The sequence below is a fragment of the Sulfuricurvum sp. genome (assembly GCF_028688295.1).
Lineage (GTDB): Bacteria > Campylobacterota > Campylobacteria > Campylobacterales > Sulfurimonadaceae > Sulfuricurvum.
Genome location: NZ_JAQTYM010000021.1, coordinates 4772 through 26835, shown reverse-complemented (window position 1 = coordinate 26835; position 22064 = coordinate 4772). Strand labels below are relative to the sequence as shown.

Below are 22064 nucleotides of genomic sequence, written 5' to 3'. Positions count from 1 at the left end.
AATCTTAAGGAAGTGAAAATGAAGAAACACCTGCTACTCCTATCGCTGGCTGCTTCAGCGGTATTGGCGGATACTTTTACGTTGGGACAAATCAATGTCCTCAATACACCAATCAAAGAGAGTCCGTTTGAGGAGACGATCACCTCCGAGTCCATCGCGTTGCACAACAGTGAAACCCTCTCTGATGCGCTCGATAACATGAGTGGGGTCAATCAGGATGTCCAAGGGGGGCGCGGTGAATCAACCCTCTACATTCGCGGATTTGATGCGCGCCGAATCGGAGTATTTATCGACGGTATTCCCGTTTATGTCCCCTATGACGGTAACTTCGATTATGATCGTTTCTTAACCTCAGACATCGCACAAATCGACGTTTCCAAAGGGTACTCTTCCATACTCTACGGTGCCAATACGATGGGAGGTGTCGTCAACGTCATCTCTAAACGCCCGACCAAAACACTGGAGGGAAATATAAAAATGGGGATGGTGCTCGATAGTGACGGCGATCTCTCCCGTCGCGTCGGATCCATAAATGTCGGTACACGCCAAGATCACATGTATGCGCAACTCGGTGCCGTATATAGCGATCAAAACCACTACCGCCTCAGCGACGATTACACCCAAGTTGCCGGAAGCGTCCAGAGCGAGGGGGAGCGCCTCCGTTCCGAAGCCGAAGACTATAAAGTGAGCTTTAAAACGGGATACATCGCCGATGATGGGAGTGAAATCGCCATCGGATACTCGAACCAAAACGGGAAAAAACAACAGCCTCCGGTGAGTGATCCCGCATACTCTCAGGCGAAATACTGGGACTGGCCGTACTGGGACAAAGAGACGGTATTCATCACCGGACAAAAAAATCTCGGTTCCGGCTATCTCAAAGCACTCGCCTATTACGACACAATTGAAAACTCGCTCTATTCGTACGACAACATCAACTACACGACGATGAACACCGCTAAAGGGTTCAAAAGCCGCTACGACGATTACAGTGCCGGAGCACGGCTCGAATACGGTGTCGAACTGGATAAAAATTTCATGAGTGTCGCGGCTAACTACAAAAAAGATGTCCATGAGGGGTATGACATCCACAAAACGACCGGCGTCGAAACGATGAATGAAAATTACGAAGACACTACCCTCTCGTTGGGAGTCGAAGATATTTATACCCTCTCATCCCAGTGGCAAATCCTCGGCGGACTCAGCTACGACCGACGCGAAGCGGACAAGCTTTATGACACTAACACCGCCTATTTGAACATGCTCACCCTCGAAACCCAAAGTGCTTACAATCCGCAAGCTGCAGTGATCTACTCGCCCGACTCATCCACCAAAGTCCGTGCCAGCGTATCGCAGAAAACCTATATGCCCTCTATGAAAGACCGCTACTCACGCAGACTCAACAGTGCCGTCCCGAATCCGGAGCTTGAAAACGAAGTCTCAACCCACTACGAGCTGAGCCTCCAAAAACAACTCGGAACCCTTTCCACACGCGTTAATGCCTTTTTCACTCGTGTCGATGATGCGATCCAAAGCGTCGTCTATCCGCAGAATACCGCTTATGTACAAAACCAAAACGTCGGCAGTTTCGATCATCGCGGCTTTGAAGCGGAGATGAACTACAAATCCGATGGGCTTGAAGCGGGAGGCAACTACACCTACATTTCAGTTAAAAACCGCACGGATGAGAGTGTCAAACGGATTGATGTCCCCCGCCATCAACTCTTCACCTATGCTCAAATCGATCTGGGATACAACGTCGCGATCAATGCCGATATGAAACTCCGCAAAGGATCGTATGAGCAAAAAGCCGATAAATCCTACATCATCAACCCTACCTTTACGACATTTGATCTCAAAGCGGTCTTCTCGCCGACCAAAGCGATCAGTGCCGAAATCGGAGTCAAAAATCTCACCGACAAACTCTACGCCTACGACTTAGGTTTCCCAATGGCGGGGCGAGAGTTTTTCGCCAATATCGGGTATAACTTCTAATGAAAAGTTTCATTAAATACATCATTATTCTCTTCATCGGAGCCATAACGGTTTCGGCCACCGAACAACCCATTCGGGTTGCCATCATCGGAGGTATGACTATGAGCGGTATGTGGCAGAAAGTAGCTACATCGTTCGAATCGACATACCATATTCCGGTAGAAGTAGTCATCACCGGCACAAAACACGAACTGGATGAGTACACTCGATCCCATCCGGTCGATTTACTCACCATGCACTCCAGCGATACGATAGTAGAACTTGCATCAGAGGGGTATGTTGAAAAACTGACACCTTGGGCACACAACGCTCAAATGATCCTCAGCAGCGTTGCCAATCCGGCACAAATCAGTGAAAACGAACCGTTATCCTCTGCATTGGACAAAATTAAACGCTCCAATGCCCCTTTTTTAATCCACGCCAGCGGCGGAACGTTTGAGGTATACACTCAATTGTCGTACCAATACGGTTTTAATCCGACAGATCAAAACATCGTTTTTACCACTCAGAAGAGAGGGTTTATGAAAGAGGTTGCAGAGGTTAATGGATATACCCTCTATGGCGTCATCCCGTTTGTCATGCAAAAACAACATAATCCCGATATCAAAGGGTTTATTTATGATGACCCGAAACTTCGGCGTCCCTATTTGGCGGCCATTGGAACCCAATCCAAAATCGGTAAAGAGCAGCATGAAAAAAGTTTGAAACTACTCAACTTTTTGACCTCTGACTCGACACAAAAAATGCTCAAAGATTTTCGTATTGACGGATTCGAAACTATACCTCTGTTTTTCCCAAACAGGTAACAGAGTCTCAAAAAAACAAACAAAGGAAAAAACATGAAAAGTGTATTAGTGGTTTTATTTTTATTGACAGGGTTATTTGCCAACGAGGCTCTTTTACCTACTGAATTGACGGCTTGGAAAAGTCTATCGTTTGTGAGTGGTGCTAAAAGTGCAAACGAGCTCTCCAATGCTTCATTAGTACTTAATAATGCTTCGCTCGTGGGTCTACATCCTACCCCAAAGATTCAATACGTTACACGGCCAACCAATGAAGGCGGGACAGTGAGTTACGGCGGTCTCTTTCAAATCACCCTCAAAGAGAAGGGACTTTATCGCGTTGTACTCGCTAACGCATCTTGGATTGATTTGATCAAGGACGGAAAACCTGCGCAGTCGGTAGCACACGCACAAGGTTCTGAAAATTCCGGTATACGAAAAATGGTGGATTACAACCTTGATGAGGGTACCTATACCCTCCAACTCTCCGCAGGAGCCGATACGAAGAGTGCCCTCTTGGTCACTAAACTCAAATGAGTGCTATTGCTATGATAAAATATATTCTTACCATCATGATCTACTTACTCGTAGCGCAACCTGCGCTACAGGCGCAACCTGCGTTACAGGCGCAATCAGCACAAGACAGCATAGAAAACAAAGCACAAATCGAACTAGGTCGCCGTTTATTTTATGATGCTGACCTCTCGATCAACGGCACGATGTCGTGCGCAACTTGTCATGAGCAAAGACGCTCCTTTGCCGATGGCAACCAAGCTCATCCCGGTGCATTGGACGATCCCGGAAAACGAAATGTCCCCGGGCTGGCAAACATAGGTCAGTTTAAAAACCTCACATGGGCGCATAATCATCTCAGTGGTTTGGCAGAACAATCCCTAATGCCGATTCGAGGAACCAATCCTGTCGAGATGGGGATGAACGGCCACGAGGATGAAATAAGAAAACGGTTAGGTCAAAACGGCTGTTACCAAAAACTCTTTTTACTCGCATTCCCAAAAGAAAAAGGCTCAATCCATTTCGGTACTGTTTCCAGAGCCTTGGAGAGCTTTCAAAAAACATTCATTTCAAATCAATCTCTCTATGATCAAATGATGGAAAAAGGGACTTCTTTACCGACCAAAAATGCTCAAAGAGGGAAAAAACTGTTTTTTGGAGCGGCACAGTGCAACACGTGCCACACAGCACCCCTTTTCAGCGATGATGATTTTCATCAGGTTCAGCCACGAGAGCAGAAAACGACAGATTACGGCCTATCCGATGTCACCGGAAACCCCAAAGATAAAAACGTCTTTCGTACACCGAGTTTGAGAAATGCCGCATTGACCTCTCCGTACTGGCATGACGGCAGTGCTAAAACACTGATTGAAGCAATCCAAAAACATGATTTGAAAATCAATCAAACGTTAAGTCATCAAGAGATTACTGAGCTGGTTGCTTTCATCGATACCCTCAGTGATATGACCTTCGTCAATAATCCAAAATACGCTAAACCGAGTAAAAAATGCCCATACTAAGTATTCAGCTAATGGATCGTTTTAGATATAATAAAGGATCAAAAAGGACTATTAATGTTTCTTGAACCGATAAACTTTCCCGCGATGTACAAAGAACACAAAGCGACCACCGATTTCAAAGCAAAAACGAGCAGCGACTGGGATGAGAAGTCCGCCGATATGGCACTTTCTACTATCAACAGCCCCTACGTGGAGGATTTTATCTCCCGCATGAACATCACGGGGGATGAAGTAATCCTCGATATCGGATGCGGTCCTGGGGCACTCACGATCCCTTTAGCGAAAAGAGTTAAAGAGGTGATCGCCATCGACTTCTCCGCTCAAATGCTCGAAGAGCTGAAAGCCTACGCCGCGCGCGAAGGAGTTACTAATATTAAAACATATCATATCAGTTGGGACGATGACTGGAGCCACTTGCCGCAGATTGACATCGCCGTCGCATCACGCTCGATGGAGGTCTCCGATGTCGAAGCGGCGCTGGCTAAAATGTCCGCTCATGCATCAAAAGCGTGCTATCTCACTTACAAAGTGGGGGGAAGTTTCGTCGATATGAATATCCTCGATTTCATCGGCAAAAAGGTCAAAACCAAACCCGATTACTGGTACATCCCCCTCATCCTCTATGCCCAAGGGTTCCTCCCCCGTGTCGATTACATCGAAACAGGACGGGGAAGTGTCCGTAGCGGGAGTGAAGAGGAGTTCGTCGAATCGCTGATTTGGAGTATCGGAAGCCTCGAAGAGGAACAACAGAGTAAAGCACGAGAGTATTACCGTGACGTCATCGTGGGACAAAACCGCCCTCCCCGTGCCGTTAACTGGGCATTTATCGGTTGGGAGACATCCCTATGATTACCCTTAACGATTCTGAACTGGAAACACTGCTAAGCGAAGACGTCCCTTACGGCGATCTCACAACCGCATCGTTAGGGATCAGTGACCAACGCGCCCGCATCACTTTCTCGACTCGTGAACGCCCTCTCGTCGTCTCGTGTACCGAAGAGGCGGTGCGCCTATGCGGACTCTATGGTTTGGAGATCGACGGGTTTGTTAAATCGGGAACTTTGGTTCCGCCCAAAAGTATCTTTCTCGAAGCCCACGGTGAAGCAGGCACTATCCACCGCATCTGGAAAAGCGTCCAAAACCTCCTCGATTACGCAAGCGGTATTGCTACCTACACCCGCGAAGCGGTACTCTTGGCTCGTAGTATCAATCCTGATATAGTGGTAGCCACCACCCGTAAAACCACCCCCTTTACAAAAAAAATCGCCATCAAAGCGGTCGAAGCGGGAGGTGGGGTCGCACACCGTTTGGGTCTCTCAGAGAGCATCTTGATTTTCGATTATCACCGTGTTTTTTTCCCTGCCGAAGAGGCATTTAGCGAAGCCTTGAGCAAAACAAAAAAAGCGAACCCCGAGAAAAAGATTGTCATCGAAGCGGGTGATATCGCCGAAGCGCTCAAATTTGCCTCTATGGGAGCTGACATCCTCCAGTTGGAGAAATTCCCCCTCACCAAACTCTCCGATGCCGTTCAAATACTCCGAGCTGATTACCCCCATATCACGTTAATCGCCACAGGAGGAATCAGTACCAAAAACATCGCCGAATACGCGAGTGCCGGAGTTGATATGATCGTCACATCTTCACCCTACAGCGCACAACCTGCCGATATAAAAGTGAGAATAGAACCGTTATGAACACCCTAAAAGCCACCATCACCGCAGTAACTGCTTCAGAACATCTCAGCATCCTTAGTGTTAGCGTAGCCAATGAGCCCTTTCACCTCCTCCTCGCCGAAGCTTCGGATATGGAAGTCGGGATAAACGTCACATTGGCATTTAAAGAGACCGAAGTGATCCTCTCCAAAAACGTCACCGCCACGAGCGCAAATTGTGCCCGTGCAACCGTGCAAAAGATCGAGAGTGGAATTGTCCTCTCTCAAATCACCCTCACCTATCACGAGACGAGCCTCATTGCGTTGGTACCAACACTGACGTTTAACACCCTCGCGATAAGTGAAGGCGATGAAATACACTGGATGGTTCAACCCTCTGAAATTTCACTCCTAAAGGAAACCCATGGAAAATGAATTTTTAACCACGATGACGCTGACCTTTGAGCTGGCTGCCGTCACCACGGTTATCTTACTCCTTATCGGTATCCCATTGGCCGCATTTTTAGCGTTTAGTAAAACCCGTTTCAAAAGTGTTGCTGAGACCATCGTCAGTATGCCCCTCGTATTGCCCCCCTCGGTACTGGGGTTTTATCTCCTCCTCGCCTTTAGCCCCGCTTCGTTTATCGGGGAGTTTTTAACCTCTCATGGGATACGGCTGGCATTTAGTTTCGAGGGGCTGGTGATCGGCTCCGTCCTCTTTAGCCTCCCGTTTATGGTGCACCCGATCCAATCCGCCCTCTCCCAAGTACCCCGCTCCATTTTCGAAGCTTCTTATACCCTCGGTAAATCGAAAATTGAGACCATGATACGGGTTATTCTCCCCACCATCCGTCACGGACTTATCTCAGGAATCGTCCTAGCGTTTGCCCATACGGTCGGAGAGTTCGGAGTAATCCTCATGATCGGAGGAAATATCCCTGACGAAACCCGTGTCGCCTCCATCGCCATCTATGACGAAGTGGAATCGCTCAACTATGCTATGGCACACCAATATGCCCTCACCCTCTTTGTCGTGACGTTTGCGATCTTGCTCATCGTCTACACTCTGAATAAAAAATCACTAGAGGGGCTACGATGATATCAATAAACGTCACCAAAACCCTTAATACTGCCGATGGAGTGTTAAACGCCAAATTTACTATTGAGATCCGTAACGGAGAGTTTCTAACCCTCTTCGGTCCCTCCGGTGCCGGAAAAACAACATTAATGCGTATGATCTCAGGACTCGAAACCCCCGATAGTGGAGTGATTGAAGTGGATGGTGAAGTATGGTTTGATAAAAGCAAAAAAATCAACCTTCCACCCCAAAAACGGAGTATCGGATTTGTCTTCCAAGACTACGCCATCTTCCCGACGATGAGTGTCCGTGAAAACCTCCTCTTTGCCGCAGAAACCGCAGAACAAAAACAAGGGGTGGATGAGCTCATCGCGATGGTAGAGTTGGAAAATCTCGCCAACCGCCTCCCATCCACCCTCTCAGGAGGTCAAAAACAACGTGTCGCCCTCGCACGCGCATTGGTACGCCGACCGAAGATTCTCCTACTCGATGAACCCCTCTCGGCACTTGACCCCAGTATGCGCCAAAAGCTCCAAGACGAACTCGCCCTCATCCACTCCCGCTTGGGGGTAACCACATTGCTCGTAAGTCACGACATTGCCGAAACGGTCAAACTCTCAGACCGCCTCGCGTCGGTGGTATCGGGTCGTATTGAGAAGCTCTGCTCACCGATGGAGTTCTTCAGTCCCCAAACCCTCAGCGGAAAACTCCAGCTTATCGGCGAGGTGCTCAAAATAGAGGAGGATGCCCCCGTCTTTATCGTCACCTTACTCGTCGGTTCATCCATCGTCCGCACGGTAGCAAGCGCCGATGAGGCTTCAGAGCTTAAAATCGGCGCTCATGCAATCATCTCGACCAAAGCGTTCAACCCGATCTTGATACCATTAAATACTCATAAAATATAATTTTTTTAGTATACTATTTTCTGATTTTATACACTTTCTGGGCAAAGCCCAAAAAGTGGCAGGGACAAATGTCCCTACAACCCCCTAAAGCTACCCGCATCTTCCGGATGCGGGAGACAAACTACCCTTTGGAGTTTACTGCATGATGAAATATCTTGTCGGCATAGGATTGATTGCCGGAGTCCTTTATATCATTTCGATTTTTAACCGTTTGGTTCTCACCAAAAACCGCTACATCAATGCATTTAGCCAAATCGATGTTCAGCTCAAACGTCGGTATGATCTGATCCCTGCTCTCGTCGAAACTGCCAAACACTACATGGAACACGAAAAAAATACGCTTGAGCGAGTCATTGCCGCACGTAACAGCGCATCCCAAAATTTACGTCATGCCCACCAAAATCCCTCCGATCCCGCTGCTATTGCCGGAATTGGCGCAGCGGAAAACACCCTTCGTCAAGCTATTTCAAATTTTAACGTGGTGATGGAAAATTATCCCGCCATCAAAGCTGATGGTGCTATGCGTCAAGTAATGGAGGAACTCTCCACGACCGAGAACAAAATCGCGTTTGCACGACAGTTTTACAACGATTCGGTCATGGAGTACAACACCTACCGCCAATCGTTCCCTCAAAACCTGTTTAGTTCGCTCTTCGGACATACCCGCGATGCCGCATTACTCGAATTTGAAGATGCACAAGAGATTAAGCTCCCTCCTAAACTCGGTTTTTTAGGTGAGTGATGAATTTTTATGAAGCTCAGGGGGAGGCAAAAGCGTCAACTGCCCGTCTCCTATTTGCCTTTAGTATCGGCTTAATCCTCTTCGCCTCCTCTATCGCTTATTTGGTTGTTTTTATCGAATGGTACTTCCGAACCGGATCGTTCCAGCCTCCCGTCGTCGATACAGTCATTTTTTCAGAAGCATTCATTGCCGTCATACTTGTCGTCTTGATTGCATCATTGTTTCAATACTATCTCCTTAGAGACGGTGGTAAAGCAGTTGCTCTATCATTAGGTGGGAAACTGATCTCACCGATGAGCCATGACAAACAAGAGATCACCCTTCTAAATGTCGTCGAAGAGATGGCGATAGCATCCGGCATCGCACCCCCTCCGGTTTATCTCCTGAATAGTAAAGGGATCAATGCGTTCGCCGCTGGGTTCACCTATGAGGATGCCGTTATCGGGATCACACAAGGAGCGTTGGATGCGTTGGATCGTCAAGAGCTTCAGGGGGTAATCGCCCATGAATTTAGCCATATCTTTCACGGTGATATGCGCCTCAATCTCCACCTCACCGGATTAATCTACGGAATCGTTTTTATCGGCGGAATAGGCCGATTTATCTTTGATATGTTAGACAGCCCCTCTATCCGTTCACACGCCTCACGCTCATCCAACAATAAAAAGGGAGGAAACCCGATCGTTGCCATTTATCTCTTTGCACTTGGGCTAACAGTGATCGGATGGATTGGTACGATGATCAGCGAAATCATCAAAGCGATGATTTCACGTCAGCGCGAATACCTCGCCGATGCATCGGCGGTTCAGTACACCCGCTATCCCGAAGGGATCGCCGGAGCGCTCAAAAAAATCGGTGCTTCAACCTACGGTTCCAGCGTCTCATCCAGTGCAGGTGGAGATTTCAGTCACCTCTTTTTTTCCGACGGTACCTCCAATTTTTGGGATCACTGGTTCTCTACCCATCCCAAACTCGAAGATCGGATACGTCGTATTGATCCGAGATGGGACGGGAAGTTTGCTTCTGAAAAATCGTCCCAAAAACAGTACACCCAAAGCAATCAATCGACGTTTAACGTCCCAAAACAGCCCGAAGCAGCAGCAGCCGTTATGCCGATCATGTTCGATACCCTATCACGCGCCCCCGATCCATCGGGACATTTTGATGCTACCGCTTTTGAAACCATTCCACTCCCCCCAGAGATTCAAGCCATGAGTGGCGATCCTCTGAGTGCACAGTGGGTTGTTTATGCCTTGCTTTTAGGGAGCAGGCACAACGAATTAGATCGTCAAAAAGAACTCTTAGGAAACGCTTGGGAGAAAACGCAAAAAGCGTATCGGGCGTTTGAACATCTCCCCCGTTCAGCACATCTGAACCTGTTGCTCCTCGCGATTCCAAGCCTTAAAATGATGTCCGTACCTCAGTATCACCTGTTTCGAAAAACACTCCACGCCCTCATCGATGCCGATGAACATACATCGATATGGGAGTGGACGCTTCGATCCATCGTCATCACACCACTCGATTATGAATACGGCTTAGCAAAAATTCCAATGAGTATTCATCAATCATCCAAAGCGGTAAGGCACTCTTTGAATGTCGTTATCTTCTTTTTAGCCTCTACGCAGTACTCCAATCCGGAAAAAATCGACACCATCCTCAAAGAGGCATCCAAACATTTCGGTCTTGATAAGTTTGGTACGGTAGAGACACTGACGATCGATCAACTCGATCAAGCGGTACGGAGAGTTGCCCAAAGCGACATAGCGATACGCAAACAATTGTTCCTCGAAGCCTCTAGGATTGTACAAAGCGACGGGAAACTGCATGAAGACGATGCGGAAATATTGGAGGCGCTAAATACTCTTTTGCACCTACCCAAATCTTAGAGTGATTGAACTTCAGAACTCTGTATTGGTGCTCATGCAATCATTTCGACCAAAGCATTTAATCCTATTCTCCTACCAATTGATACTTTTTTGTAATACTCAACAGTGTCCAAGAAAAAAGGGGAGTTTACTCTGCTGTTAACTTTAATTAAATTTTAATTTTGATAGGAATAAAATGAGTTTAGAGTAGCTTAAGCTATAACAAATCACCTAAGGAGAAAGAGATGAAAGGTTATAAAAAAAGTCTGTTGTCACTTGCTTGTATTCCGTTTATAAGCAGTGTCATCTATGCTGATATGCCCGTAGATTTTTTGACTGTTGATAAAACCGGCGGAGCAGTACAGTATGGAACCGGATACAAAATCAAAAGTGAGCAGTTTTTGGGTCAATGTGTCACATTCACCTCCCATGACACCTATGACGGGGGATCATCACAGCAGGAATCTACGTTTGAACTGGCAGAAAGTACCTCCGATATCGTCAAAAAATCTAATATGTCCGCTAGTGCTTCCCTTAAAGCGGTCGCTGGTGCTGCAACAATTTCAGCCAACAATAAAACCGATGTTGTTGCCAGTTCTGAAGCCAGTGTGTACAATCTGACGCTCTTTGCTTCTGCTTACCAATACGATCAGCCTAAATTCAGATTTTTTGAAAATGCCAAACTTTCCGATCAAGCGATGTCATTGTTAGCTGATCCATTAAAACAAGGAGAGTTTAAAGCACGTTGCGGAGATGGTTTTGTCATCGCCATTCAGGAAGGGAGAGATTTTCTCGGTACGGCAACGGTCAAAAAACAGTCACTGAAACAATCTGCTGAGTTTACTTCGAAAACTGGATTAGGTGTCAAAAGTGTCGGTTATGAGGCCAATGCTAATCTGGACATTGCCAAAACACTAACATCGACTTTTGGCTCAAATAACTTCAAAATTTACACCTACAATACAGGTTCAGATGATGTTAACCCTTCCAGTGTCGATGAATTGAAAAAATATTTTCAAAACTTTTTCAAAAATAGTAAGGACTATAAACGTAGAGTCAATTTTATCGTCGTTCCATATACAGTATTGGAAAATTACCCTTACAACGATATTTTGCAAGGGGATACGAAAGAAGATTATATCGGCTACTTGGCCGATTCACTCTGGGATCTGAAAGCCGCCATCAAAGATGCCGATTTCGTTCTCGATAATGAAATGCAAAAGTTTTTTGCATTAGGAACTTCACCTCAAATAATGAATAAACGAGTCCAGTCCATCGGAAAATATAAAACGATCTGGCGTCAAGAGTTCAATGACCTTCTAAAAGCAGCCAACCAATGTAATGAAAACTTTACACCGCAATGTCAGCAACTTTCCTCCTATTACCGTGATGACCGTAAACTTACGAATTTAACCTCTGCAATTATGCCTGAGCGTTATGTTAACGACTGCTACTCTCCTATCGTACTCAATCCTGTTGAGAATTCACAGGAATTGAACACTCAGCTGATGACCGGATTTGATACAGTAGCCGGAGACAATGAAACCGGCGGTAATAACATCCGTGTAACCAGTGCATTGGAATATTACATCGATAAACGGATTATGAAAGCTGACATCAACATTGCTAAAATCGAATGGAAACGAGATGAGTACAAAAACATGCCGCTTGAAGTTCGTACCAACAAAGGGGAATCAGGATATGGCAAAAAAATTACCCTGAGAACGTTTGATTTGGACAATCCAAAAAACTACGGTTTGCCATTTGATCGAAAACTTGACACTTGTACGTGGAAAGATCCATTTAATCCTGTCAAATCACCAAAAAGTTACAAAGCACCGCTTGGTCAAAATGGCTTTGAACGCTACGGTTTTGATAATGGTGCAGTCCACGGTGTGGTCGATTCAATCTCTAAAAAAGATGCCAGAGGACAATCAGAATACGGTCCAGGCGTAGGTGATTTCAATAGTATTCGATGCGCTGTCGATGCCAAAGGAAAACGTGATAATACGCTTACCTGTGAGTCGGTCAATCTCAAAAGTTTCGAGCTTAACCTGGTTTCCATGCAAGATGTCGAAGCGAACAAGTGGACAGACCCGAATCAATATAAAGAACCAGACCTTTTAGTCAGTTTCCTAGGAGGAAAAACCCTCAATTACAAAGCTAAAATGATCCCGATAAAAGCAAAATATGTGATTCCTACTTCACAAATCAAACTCATGCAAAAAATAAAACCTCTAAAAATCATGACGCCAATCAAAAAGTAACTAAAAGGGAGAAATTCTCCCTTTTTTAATTACCCGCACATCCAAAACTTCAGAACTCCATATAGGGGAGCATGCTATAATTTCGACCAAAGCATTTAACCCGATTCTAATACCACTACCCTAAGGAACATCCATGACCATCAAAAAAGACTGCATCGTCACTATTGATTACCACATCAACGACACCGAGGGAAACCTCCTCCATGAAGAGGAAGAGTCACTCGTTTACCTACACGGTAATTACGGGCATATCTTCCCAACCGTTGAAGCAGGTTTAGAGGGGAAAAGTATCGGGGATGCATTTAAAATTGAGCTCTCCGCCGATAAAGCATTCGGAAACTATGATCCTAGCCTCGTTGTCACCGAAGCACTCAGCGAATTACCGGTCGAAGTGAGTGTCGGAATGGAACTCGATGGATTCTTTGAAGAGGACTCCGATGATGTCATCATCTACACCGTCACAGAGATCGACGGCGATCATGCCACACTCGATGGTAATCACCCTCTCGCAGGGATGGACCTCGTTTTCGAGGGAACGGTTTTAGATATCCATGAAGCAACCCCTGAAGAGATCAAAGAGGTGTTGGAGTTTCATCACCACCATTAATTAAGTGCAAAGGACTAACGTCCTTGCCACTACCTCCAAAATATTGCATAATGCCCTATTTTTATCGACGACTCTTTTACGTGCAGTATACTAATCATGATTGAAGTGACATATTTTTAAAGGCTCTGAATTTGAGTGAACACCTTAGTGACAAATACAAAGTACTCAAAGATACCTTTGGTTTCTCCGAGTTCAGAGAGATGCAAGAGGAAGCGGTGGATGCAATCCTAAGTGGACGCGATTTGGCGATGTTGCTCCCTACCGGAGGAGGAAAATCACTCTGCTATCAGCTCCCTACTCTCCTGATGGAAGGGATCACGATTGTCGTCTCTCCTCTCATCGCTCTAATGCACGATCAGGTTATAGCACTCAAAGAGCTTGGGATCGAAGCCGAAATGATCTCCTCTTCACAATCGTCGCAAGAACAGCAAGAGGCATTTACCAAAGCTAAAAACGGTATATTAAAACTTCTTTACATCGCCCCTGAACGGCTTGCCAACGGCTCGTTTCTCTCATGGCTCACAACACTGAATATCAATTTTTTCGTTATTGACGAAGCCCATTGTATCAGTGAATGGGGACATGAGTTCCGAGACGATTATCGACGTTTGGGCGAGTTGCGCTCCGCATTCGCTCATACCCCTATCGCCGCCTTCACCGCCACCGCTACCCCAAAAGTACGTGAGGATATCCTCTCACAGCTGGGGCTACGTGATCCTCTGATTCTCCGCGCTCCCGTACTGCGTAAAAATATCACGATCAGTGTGCGCGAACGAGACAGCGGATGGCGTAATGATCTGATGAATATTTTAAAAGCGCATGATGGGGAGAGCGGGATTGTTTATGCCTTCTCTCGCAAAGAGACCGAAGAGTTAGCAGAATTTCTCTCTAAAAAAGGGATCAAATGTTTAGCCTATCATGCGGGGATGAGCGGTTCTTTGCGCCATGATACCCATAAATCATTTCTAAATGACGAAACACAGATCATCGTCGCCACCGTCGCATTTGGGATGGGGATTGATAAAGGGGACATTCGGTTCGTCATCCACACCTCATTACCTAAAACCATCGAGAACTACTATCAAGAGATCGGACGTGCGGGGAGAGATGGGATCGACTCCGAAGCGGTACTCTTTTATTCGGGCTCCGATTTTCACAACAAAAAAAGGCTCATCGATGAGGGGAGCGACCCCCAATATCGCGAAATGATTCTCGCTAAACTCCGCTCATCCATGGATTACGCTACTGCCGAGGAGTGCCGTCATCGCCTGATAGCCTCTTATTTCAGCGACAGCGTAGAAGCATGTGGTGATCGATGCGACAACTGCAAGGATTCATCTACCAGCAAAACCGACATCACCGTCCCCTCTCAAAAATTTCTCTCGTGTCTCTATAAAACAGGAGAGCGTTTCGGTGCCACTTATATCTCAGAAGTTCTTTGCGCAGATGAAAAAGAGAAAATCATCTCCAATGCCCATGACAAACTAAGTGTTTTCGGAATCGGAAAAGAGCTGAGCAAAAGTACATGGAGCACCATTTCTAAAAGGCTCATCGAACTCGGAGCCATCGAGCCCGACGAATACAAAGCACTAAAACTCACCGCGAGCGGTGCAGAGATTCTAAAAGGGAAACAGAGTGTCCACATCCGTCAAGAGCGCCTCACCCCTAAAAAAGTCTCTGTAAAAACAAAAGAACACGATCGCTATGCACCGAAATATTTCGATGATTTCAAAGACCTCCGCGCTACTATCGCTAAAGAAAACCGTATCCCAGCATACATCGTCTTTGGAGATAAAACACTTTATGAACTAGCGGAACAACTTCCGAGTACTAAAGAGGAGATGCTAGAGATCAGCGGTATAGGGGAAGTGAAATTCGAGAGATACGGAGAAGCATTCTTGAACCTCTCCTATGCACTAAAGAACCGATAGTTCTTTGATTTGTGCATCAAAAAAAGCTTCTAGCAAACGCTTTTCATCAGCACCGAGCGCTGCATTTTCATGCATCAAAACATATTCGCTTTTTGGCATCATATTATTATTCACCACTTTTTTAGCACGTTCTAACCGTTCTAATTTTACTTTAGGATCTATATTTTTCCAATTTGAAAAATTAAGAGCTTTACGACCGTTTTCAATATTGCTCGACAATACCCAAGATACGGGTGCTACATTATGATACCAAAGGTATTGTGTTTCATTCGAATGACAGTCATAACATGACGTTTTTAGTACATTCATCACTTGAGAGTCAGTATCTAATGTAATATTCTTGTCAATGGGCTGATTGGTGTAATCGGGGCGAATCACCTGTATCACGATGGCAAAACCCACTGCCCAAAAGATAATTTTTTTCATTTTATTCCTAAACCGTCAATATCAATCGGCAATCATATCCATATATGACTTGAATTTTTAATGGCACGTACAGACTAATAATCTCGTTTGTAGAGGTGCTATTAAGTAAAAATCACTACAATATCTCCATTCATTACAAGATACCAAGGATACACCATTAAATCTCCTGTCAATAGAAAACCTGCACCAAAACAAGATTTTAAAAAACCTCAACCTCATTTTGCCCGTAAAGCACCTCCGAAAAAAGAGAACATCGAAACAACTCAAAAAAATGAAATCAAAGCGATGTTTATGAACTGGTTCAAAAGCAGCCAGGCATCTGCTGGTTACGTCATGAGCAAACAAGACGTCATCCGAGCTATTTTGAAAAAACTCGATTCAAAACAAGATCGCCCTTTTCAGATTGCAATGGATGAGCTAAAACATGATGGGATGATCGAGATCAAAGAAGACGGAGTTACCGTTGTATTAACCCAAAAAGGTGCAGAGAAGCTCTAAGCCTCTTAGCATTAGGCTATAATACAACAACTAAAACAAGGTTGCTTTCGCATGTCTAAACATCCAACTCTCCTTCAGCAATTTCGCTCTTTTTGTTTTCAGAACAACGCTATCGATATTGAAAAAGCGATAGAGTACTTCGCCGTTTTCGGAGGGATGGGGTACAGTGTCGATATGTCCAAATCTCTCGAAGAGCTGATCGAAGAGAAGGTGCTCAAAAACTACCGCTACATCCACGGCGATTTAACCAAAATTACCCAGAGCAATAAAGCGCATCATGCTCTTCTCACCGCCGTTGCTCTTGGGGACCGTCGGGAATATTCTGCCTACCGTCGTGCCAATCTAACACGTAAAGAGGGGGAGGAATCGGCTGCCTTTTTGATCAAATTCGGTCTCATCTCGCGACAAGCATCTCAAGCTGATCCCATCGATGAAACAGAAGAGGTATCTGAGCGTCTCATCTTTACCGCCCCCTTTTTGCGTTTTTGGTTCTCTGCCGTATCACCTTATTACAAGGGGATCAAAGAGGGTGATTTCGTTGAGATGAAAGAGAAATGGGAAAACAGCAAACAGAGCTTTTTCGATCACATTTATGAAGCCCTTGTCATCGCCCTCATCAAAGAAAGTTTCAAAGAGGACTGGGTGGCAAAAATCGGCTCCTACTGGGACAAAAATACCGAAATCGAAATTTTGGGTAAAACCAAGGGGGATAAGGTGATTGTTGGATCGTGCAAATACTCCAAAGCCAAAGCCAACAAATCTGAACTGAGTAAACTCCAAGAAAAATGCGATAAAGTTAAACTCAAAGCGGATATTTTCGTCATCTTCTCAAAAAATGGATTTTCGAGCGAGTTTAAAAAAGAAAAGAGCGAATCGATCAAGCTCCTCTCCCTCAAAAACCTCAAAACACTTATGGAGAATCTTAGCGATAAAGATCTTCTTGTAAATACAAATAAAAAATACTGATGAGCTATTTTCATCTCGAATCTCTGAATCGAGATGCCTATATCGCTTCAATCGCTACATTTCAAGATCCTGAAAGTATCCGTTTTGCCAAACAATCGCTAGCATGGTGGGATCGCCATTTCAGTTGGAATGCACAAGGATGCGCAGTACTCTGTGATGAGAATAATGAGCATCTGTGCTATCTGTTCTCAAAAATAGATCGCTACGGCGAATACATCACCCTCTATAACCTTTTTACCCCCGCTATCGAGCAACGCAAGGGATATGCTACCCATATGCTCCGAATGATACTCGACCAAGCACTTGAAAAACATGTCCGGCGCATCACATTTTCTTCGGTTTCAGCATCACTTGATTTTTATCAACTACTCGGTTTTATCTATTGGGGGGTGAACGATATCGGTGATTACTATTGCAATATTCCCTTGCCTAAAAGTGGACTCGATGGGATAGAATCAATGACAAAAGAATCAACACTAGAGGCACTCATTGGGTCAAACCTCACCAAAATAAATGCTAAAATCGATGGAAATGAGCGCCATCTCTCCCCTGCTCAAATCCTCGTCTATAAAGCAGATATTCTCAAACTCGGAAAGAGTTACGTTCGAGGTGAGCTAAAAATACTCAAAGATTTATCCTAATCTCCAAGGAATAATGGAGTAAAATTTCAAAAACACACAAAGGATCATCATGGCATGGGCAACTGCACGGCATATTTTAGTAAACACCGAAGATGAGTGTAACGCACTTAAATCTGAGATTGAAAACGGAGCTTCTTTCGCTGAAGTAGCGGCAGATCACTCCCAATGCCCCTCAGGACGAAAAGGCGGTGATTTAGGGAAATTCAGCCCTGGTCAAATGGTAAAAGAGTTTGATTCGGCTGTATTTAACGGTGATGTCGGTGTGCTCTACGGTCCAATCAAAACGCAATTCGGCTACCACCTGCTCGAAGTAACCGCGAGAGGCTAACCGCCCTTCCCCTTCGGCATACTTCTAGGTGCCGAAGAAATTCAACCTCTTTATAAAATTTCTCTCCTGATTGTCAAAATCAAATATAGATTAATTTAGTTTTTAAATATTTCTATTAGCTTATACTAACTATCATAATGTAATTTTGTTTATTTTTATAACCTGCCTCCAAGTAAAGCTCATAAAGGAGTAAATTATGGAAGATTCATTTATGTTCTGGGGAAACAATCTCCCATCATTTGATAGCATTAGCAATGGTCTCTTTCTGGGGATTATAGCAGGCATTGGCGAAGCGGCTATTGTTCACTTTATCTTAGATATTTTCGGTGTATTTGAAAGAGGGCCTATTTTTGGATAATCTACACTTAATTGCCTATTAATAGAAGTGTGACTAGAATAGTTAACTTCCCTTATAAAGGTAATAGATGCAGAAATATATCCATTATGATCCCTCCCCTGAAGACATTCATTCTTTTCATATGCAAGTCACTTCAGATAATGCTCACCATTACTATAAAATTCACCTCTCAGAACTCACAGAGGGACAACGCAAACGCATCTCCCAAAAATTTGGGGTTATGCTCAATATTTTAGAAAGTGAACCCTATCTTATACTGGTACGGATTAGCGATATCTAAATCGCACTGCTTTGATTTTACCCTCACACGCCGCTATAATGCGGTATGCAAAACTCCTCAGAATCTTTTTATGATGTGATCGTAGTCGGTGCCGGAGCAGCCGGTATCATGGCTGCTATTACCGCTGCACGTAGGGGAAAGAAAGTACTTCTGTGTGAAAAACTCTCAAAAATCGCCGCCAAACTCAAAGCAACCGGCGGTGGGCGCTGCAATCTCACCAATACCCTCTCCAATGAAGATTTCATGGCGCGTTTCGGTCGCAATGGACGCTTTATGACCCCTGCACTTAATGCGCTCGATCATCGTGCACTCATCGCTTTTTTTAGTGAAATCGGTGTTGAAAGTCACGCACCTGATGGGTATCGGGTATTTCCAATCTCCCACAGTTCGGTGAGTATTATCACCGCGCTAGAAGAGGAGATGCAACGGTTGGGAGTAACGCTTTTAACCTCTTGTCGTATCGAAACATTAGAATATGTGGGTGTGAAGGTTTCTGGAGTCAGTACGGCAGACCAAATATATAAGGCCACCAATGTCATTATCGCTACTGGAGGACTGGGATATCCGCAACTAGGCGCTGAAGGGGATGGATTTACCCTCGCTTTAGGAGTCGGACACAAAGTGACAGAACTCTATCCTGCTATGATGCCGCTTCGTACACGTGAAACGTGGGTTGAACAGTGCCGAGCGGACACTATAGCCAAAGTAGAAATCCGTATTGATCTGCCTAAAGCCAAAAACATCCGCGCCTCAGGAGATCTGATCTTCACCCAAAACGGTATTCGCGGTCCCGTCGTCCTCGATGTCGCCCGAGAAATTACCCCTTTAATCGAGAAGTACGGATCTGTCCCTCTCCTCATCAAGATGACCAAAGGGCTCAATGATGAGCAACTCCTTACTCACATCAAAAAAGAGATCGACCGAAATCCTGAGCAATCTATATTAACTCATATAAAAACATTACTCCCCGAATCTCTCTGCCGAGTGCTCTGCACTCTTGCTAGAGCCGACCCCGACATAGGATTTAATAAATTAGAGGGAGTAGCACGGGATCGTCTCATCAAACTCCTAGCATGGACACCCCTCACGGTTATCGGTCATGACGGATTCAAAATGGCGATGATCACTCGAGGCGGAATCTCGCTCAAAGAAATCTCCCCCGATACGATGGAGAGCAAAATACTCAAAGGACTCTATTTTTGTGGTGAAGTGATGGACTTAGACGGTCCGTGCGGAGGATACAATTTACAATGGTCATTTGCCAGTGGTTATTTGGCCGGACATTTAGGAACTACTATTCAATGATACGTCTTTTTTTCTTTTTTTTACTTTTAAGAACATTCAGTTGTGCGGATACTATTTATGACATTCGAGGATCTTCCCCTCTTTTAGATGCCAATATGACTCAATTTTTGAATACATGGCGTACCGATACACTCACACCTATTCAATCGGGAATCTACACTAATGTTATCGTCAACGGCAATCCAAATCACAAAAGAGTTGCTCTCACCTTCGATGATGCTCCTGATGACAACAACACCGATAAACTCCTCGATATTTTAGATTATCATGGAGTAAAAGCCGCATTTTTTATGATTGCTAGAACCATGGTTGAGGGTAATATCTCTGTAGTACAGCGTACGAACGATGAGGGGCATCTCGTTCTCAACCATACACTCAGCCATCCACGTCTCAGTGATCTCAATGAAAGTAGTATCGTATATCAGTTAGATCATGCTGCTGAACAGATCGAAAGTATTACCGGACATTATCCACTCCTTTACCGTCCTCCTTATGGCTCAATTAATTCCCTCGTCGTTGAGTCTACGAACAACCATGGACTCACCACCATCCTATGGTCACTCGATTCGCTCGACTGGACCCTTAAAGATTCTGATGCAGTCGTAGAAAATGTCATATCCAATGTTCGTAATGGCGATATTATCCTAATGCACCGAAACGCAACCAGTGTAGCATCCCTATCTGAAATGATTGAAGAGCTCAAAAATAAAGGGTATCTCTTTGAACGACTCGATGAAATGCTTGGGATTAGAGCTTATCGCTAAAATCACGCTATAATTACATAATCATTTGCGTTTTCGGTCTACGCTTGAGACTCTTCACCGACCGCTTATCCCCACCTCTATTATGAGGCTTATGTACCCAAGGACTATTTTTATGTCATCGACACCCATCAAACGCCAGAATCATCGTATCCACCCATGTAACCGTCCACGTAAAAATGAACTTATCCATTTTTTAATCGAACGTAACGCCGGAAAAAAGATTCTAATTGTCACCTCTAATGACTCTGGAGAGCTTGCAACACTTTTTGCAGGAAACAACATCACCGTATTCAGTGATACTGAATTGGCAAAAGCTGCGGATCTACGTTGTGAAGTGCTCATCAGCTACGATCTTCCTGATAAAGCGATCGTCTATATGTCGCGTTTTGCACGCTCGAGCGAATATGCCCTCATCACCCTGGATGAAGAGGATCAAAAACGACTCTATCCTATCGAACTTCTCAACGGACGCACCATCACTCAAGAGGTAGTCAAAGGATTCGAACCTGATTTCGGCATCGCAGTTGACAATCAACAAAAAGCCGAAGCAAAAGCACGTCGTGAAGAGCGCGAAGCTCGTGATGCTACGGATCCGAGAAACCGTGATAAAAAGCCAGTTCGTGATACCCGTCCTGAACGTCTTCGTGAAGATTCACGCGGGGACAAACGCCCTCCACGAAATGAAGGGGATGGTTTTATGGCTAAAAAACAACACAACGCCAAATCTCGCTTTGTCGGAAAAGATGAAAGCGGTAAGCCGATCTTCGAGGGTAAAACTCGCGAGCGCAACCATTACATCGACGGAACACCGCGCTCCGATGCGGAAAAAGCAACTAGAACACCGTACAGCAGTAAACCAAAATTCTTTGGTGATAAAGAAAAAGGTTCTGATGAGAAAAAACCGTATGGGGATAAAAAGCCTTACGGCGATAAGAAACCATTCGGAGATAAAAAACCTTATGGAGATAAGAAGCCTTACGGTGACAAACCTGCCTTCGGTGAGAAAAAGCCTTACGGGGATAAAAAAGCGTTTGGGGACAAGAAACCTTATGGAGACAAACCCGCTTTCGGAGAGAAAAAACCATACGGTGATAAGAAACCGTTTGGGGACAAGAAACCTTATGGAGACAAACCCGCTTT

Annotated in this window: 24 protein-coding genes; 23 read left to right on the top strand and 1 reads right to left on the bottom strand. The window is 45.0% G+C overall.

What is annotated here, in order from left to right:
- The first annotated feature begins 18 nt into the window (after positions 1–18).
- The 14 genes from PHR02_RS06380 (at position 19) to recQ (ending at position 15358) form a co-directional block, all read left to right on the top strand.
- Positions 19–1995 carry a TonB-dependent receptor gene (locus PHR02_RS06380; RefSeq protein WP_299990342.1) on the top strand — a complete coding sequence of 659 codons (1977 nt, stop codon included), beginning with the start codon at positions 19–21 and terminating at the stop codon, positions 1993–1995.
- Positions 1995–2801: a substrate-binding domain-containing protein gene (locus PHR02_RS06375; protein WP_299990340.1), complete on the top strand. Its 807-nt coding sequence runs from the start codon at positions 1995–1997 to the stop codon at positions 2799–2801. The genes PHR02_RS06380 and PHR02_RS06375 overlap by 1 nt, the downstream gene beginning before the upstream one ends.
- 33 nt (positions 2802–2834) lie before the next feature.
- Entirely contained in the window at positions 2835–3314 is a 480-nt protein-coding gene (locus tag PHR02_RS06370; protein ID WP_299990338.1) for a hypothetical protein, read from the top strand.
- Positions 3315–3349: 35 nt separating this feature from the next.
- Complete coding sequence (locus PHR02_RS06365; RefSeq protein WP_299990337.1) at positions 3350–4309, top strand: cytochrome c peroxidase; 960 nt, start codon at positions 3350–3352, stop codon at positions 4307–4309.
- A gap of 54 nt (positions 4310–4363) precedes the next feature.
- Positions 4364–5158 (top strand): class I SAM-dependent methyltransferase, encoded by a 795-nt coding sequence (locus tag PHR02_RS06360; RefSeq protein ID WP_299990336.1) that lies wholly within the window; start codon positions 4364–4366, stop codon positions 5156–5158.
- Positions 5155–6003 (top strand): ModD protein, encoded by an 849-nt coding sequence (gene modD / locus PHR02_RS06355; RefSeq protein ID WP_299990335.1) that lies wholly within the window; start codon positions 5155–5157, stop codon positions 6001–6003. The genes PHR02_RS06360 and modD overlap by 4 nt, the downstream gene beginning before the upstream one ends.
- Positions 6000–6395 (top strand): hypothetical protein, encoded by a 396-nt coding sequence (locus PHR02_RS06350; protein ID WP_299990333.1) that lies wholly within the window; start codon positions 6000–6002, stop codon positions 6393–6395. Before modD ends, PHR02_RS06350 begins: the two co-directional genes overlap by 4 nt.
- The gene (gene modB / locus PHR02_RS06345) at positions 6385–7059 is read left to right on the top strand and encodes a molybdate ABC transporter permease subunit (RefSeq protein ID WP_299990331.1); all 675 of its coding nucleotides are present in this window, start codon (positions 6385–6387) and stop codon (positions 7057–7059) included. The genes PHR02_RS06350 and modB overlap by 11 nt, the downstream gene beginning before the upstream one ends.
- Complete coding sequence (locus tag PHR02_RS06340; protein ID WP_299990329.1) at positions 7056–7943, top strand: ABC transporter ATP-binding protein; 888 nt, start codon at positions 7056–7058, stop codon at positions 7941–7943. The genes modB and PHR02_RS06340 overlap by 4 nt, the downstream gene beginning before the upstream one ends.
- A gap of 142 nt (positions 7944–8085) precedes the next feature.
- Positions 8086–8685 (top strand): LemA family protein, encoded by a 600-nt coding sequence (locus PHR02_RS06335; protein ID WP_299990327.1) that lies wholly within the window; start codon positions 8086–8088, stop codon positions 8683–8685.
- On the top strand, positions 8685–10574 hold the full coding sequence (locus PHR02_RS06330; protein ID WP_299990325.1) for a M48 family metallopeptidase: 1890 nt from the start codon (positions 8685–8687) through the stop codon (positions 10572–10574). Before PHR02_RS06335 ends, PHR02_RS06330 begins: the two co-directional genes overlap by 1 nt.
- Before the next feature lie 224 nt (positions 10575–10798).
- Positions 10799–12820 (top strand): hypothetical protein, encoded by a 2022-nt coding sequence (locus tag PHR02_RS06325; RefSeq protein ID WP_299990323.1) that lies wholly within the window; start codon positions 10799–10801, stop codon positions 12818–12820.
- A gap of 133 nt (positions 12821–12953) precedes the next feature.
- Complete coding sequence (locus PHR02_RS06320; protein WP_299990321.1) at positions 12954–13427, top strand: peptidylprolyl isomerase; 474 nt, start codon at positions 12954–12956, stop codon at positions 13425–13427.
- A 131-nt stretch (positions 13428–13558) separates the two neighbouring features.
- Positions 13559–15358, top strand: coding sequence for a DNA helicase RecQ (gene recQ / locus PHR02_RS06315; protein WP_299990319.1), 1800 nt, complete (start codon positions 13559–13561; stop codon positions 15356–15358).
- Here recQ and PHR02_RS06310 read toward each other — a convergent pair.
- Positions 15344–15784, bottom strand: a complete 441-nt coding sequence (locus PHR02_RS06310; protein ID WP_299990317.1) for a heme-binding domain-containing protein — start codon at positions 15782–15784, stop codon at positions 15344–15346. The genes recQ and PHR02_RS06310 overlap by 15 nt on opposite strands.
- Positions 15785–16075: 291 nt before the next feature.
- On the opposite strand from PHR02_RS06310, the gene PHR02_RS06305 reads away from it, so the two are divergent.
- From PHR02_RS06305 to PHR02_RS06265, 9 genes are all read left to right on the top strand, one after another.
- Positions 16076–16282 (top strand): hypothetical protein, encoded by a 207-nt coding sequence (locus tag PHR02_RS06305; RefSeq protein WP_299990315.1) that lies wholly within the window; start codon positions 16076–16078, stop codon positions 16280–16282.
- Between the two features lie 51 nt (positions 16283–16333).
- Complete coding sequence (locus PHR02_RS06300) at positions 16334–17248, top strand: DUF234 domain-containing protein (RefSeq protein ID WP_299990313.1); 915 nt, start codon at positions 16334–16336, stop codon at positions 17246–17248.
- Positions 17248–17889 carry a GNAT family N-acetyltransferase gene (locus PHR02_RS06295; RefSeq protein WP_299990311.1) on the top strand — a complete coding sequence of 214 codons (642 nt, stop codon included), beginning with the start codon at positions 17248–17250 and terminating at the stop codon, positions 17887–17889. The genes PHR02_RS06300 and PHR02_RS06295 overlap by 1 nt, the downstream gene beginning before the upstream one ends.
- Before the next feature lie 49 nt (positions 17890–17938).
- Complete coding sequence (locus PHR02_RS06290) at positions 17939–18217, top strand: peptidylprolyl isomerase (protein ID WP_299990310.1); 279 nt, start codon at positions 17939–17941, stop codon at positions 18215–18217.
- 196 nt (positions 18218–18413) lie between these two features.
- Complete coding sequence (locus PHR02_RS06285) at positions 18414–18575, top strand: hypothetical protein (RefSeq protein WP_299990308.1); 162 nt, start codon at positions 18414–18416, stop codon at positions 18573–18575.
- A gap of 67 nt (positions 18576–18642) precedes the next feature.
- The gene (locus PHR02_RS06280; RefSeq protein WP_299990307.1) at positions 18643–18855 is read left to right on the top strand and encodes a hypothetical protein; all 213 of its coding nucleotides are present in this window, start codon (positions 18643–18645) and stop codon (positions 18853–18855) included.
- A gap of 45 nt (positions 18856–18900) precedes the next feature.
- Entirely contained in the window at positions 18901–20160 is a 1260-nt protein-coding gene (locus PHR02_RS06275; RefSeq protein ID WP_299990305.1) for an NAD(P)/FAD-dependent oxidoreductase, read from the top strand.
- A gap of 95 nt (positions 20161–20255) precedes the next feature.
- The gene (locus tag PHR02_RS06270; protein ID WP_299990303.1) at positions 20256–20924 is read left to right on the top strand and encodes a polysaccharide deacetylase family protein; all 669 of its coding nucleotides are present in this window, start codon (positions 20256–20258) and stop codon (positions 20922–20924) included.
- Between the two features lie 112 nt (positions 20925–21036).
- Positions 21037–22064: hypothetical protein (locus tag PHR02_RS06265; RefSeq protein ID WP_299990301.1), on the top strand; the 1028-nt coding region annotated here is incomplete at its 3' end.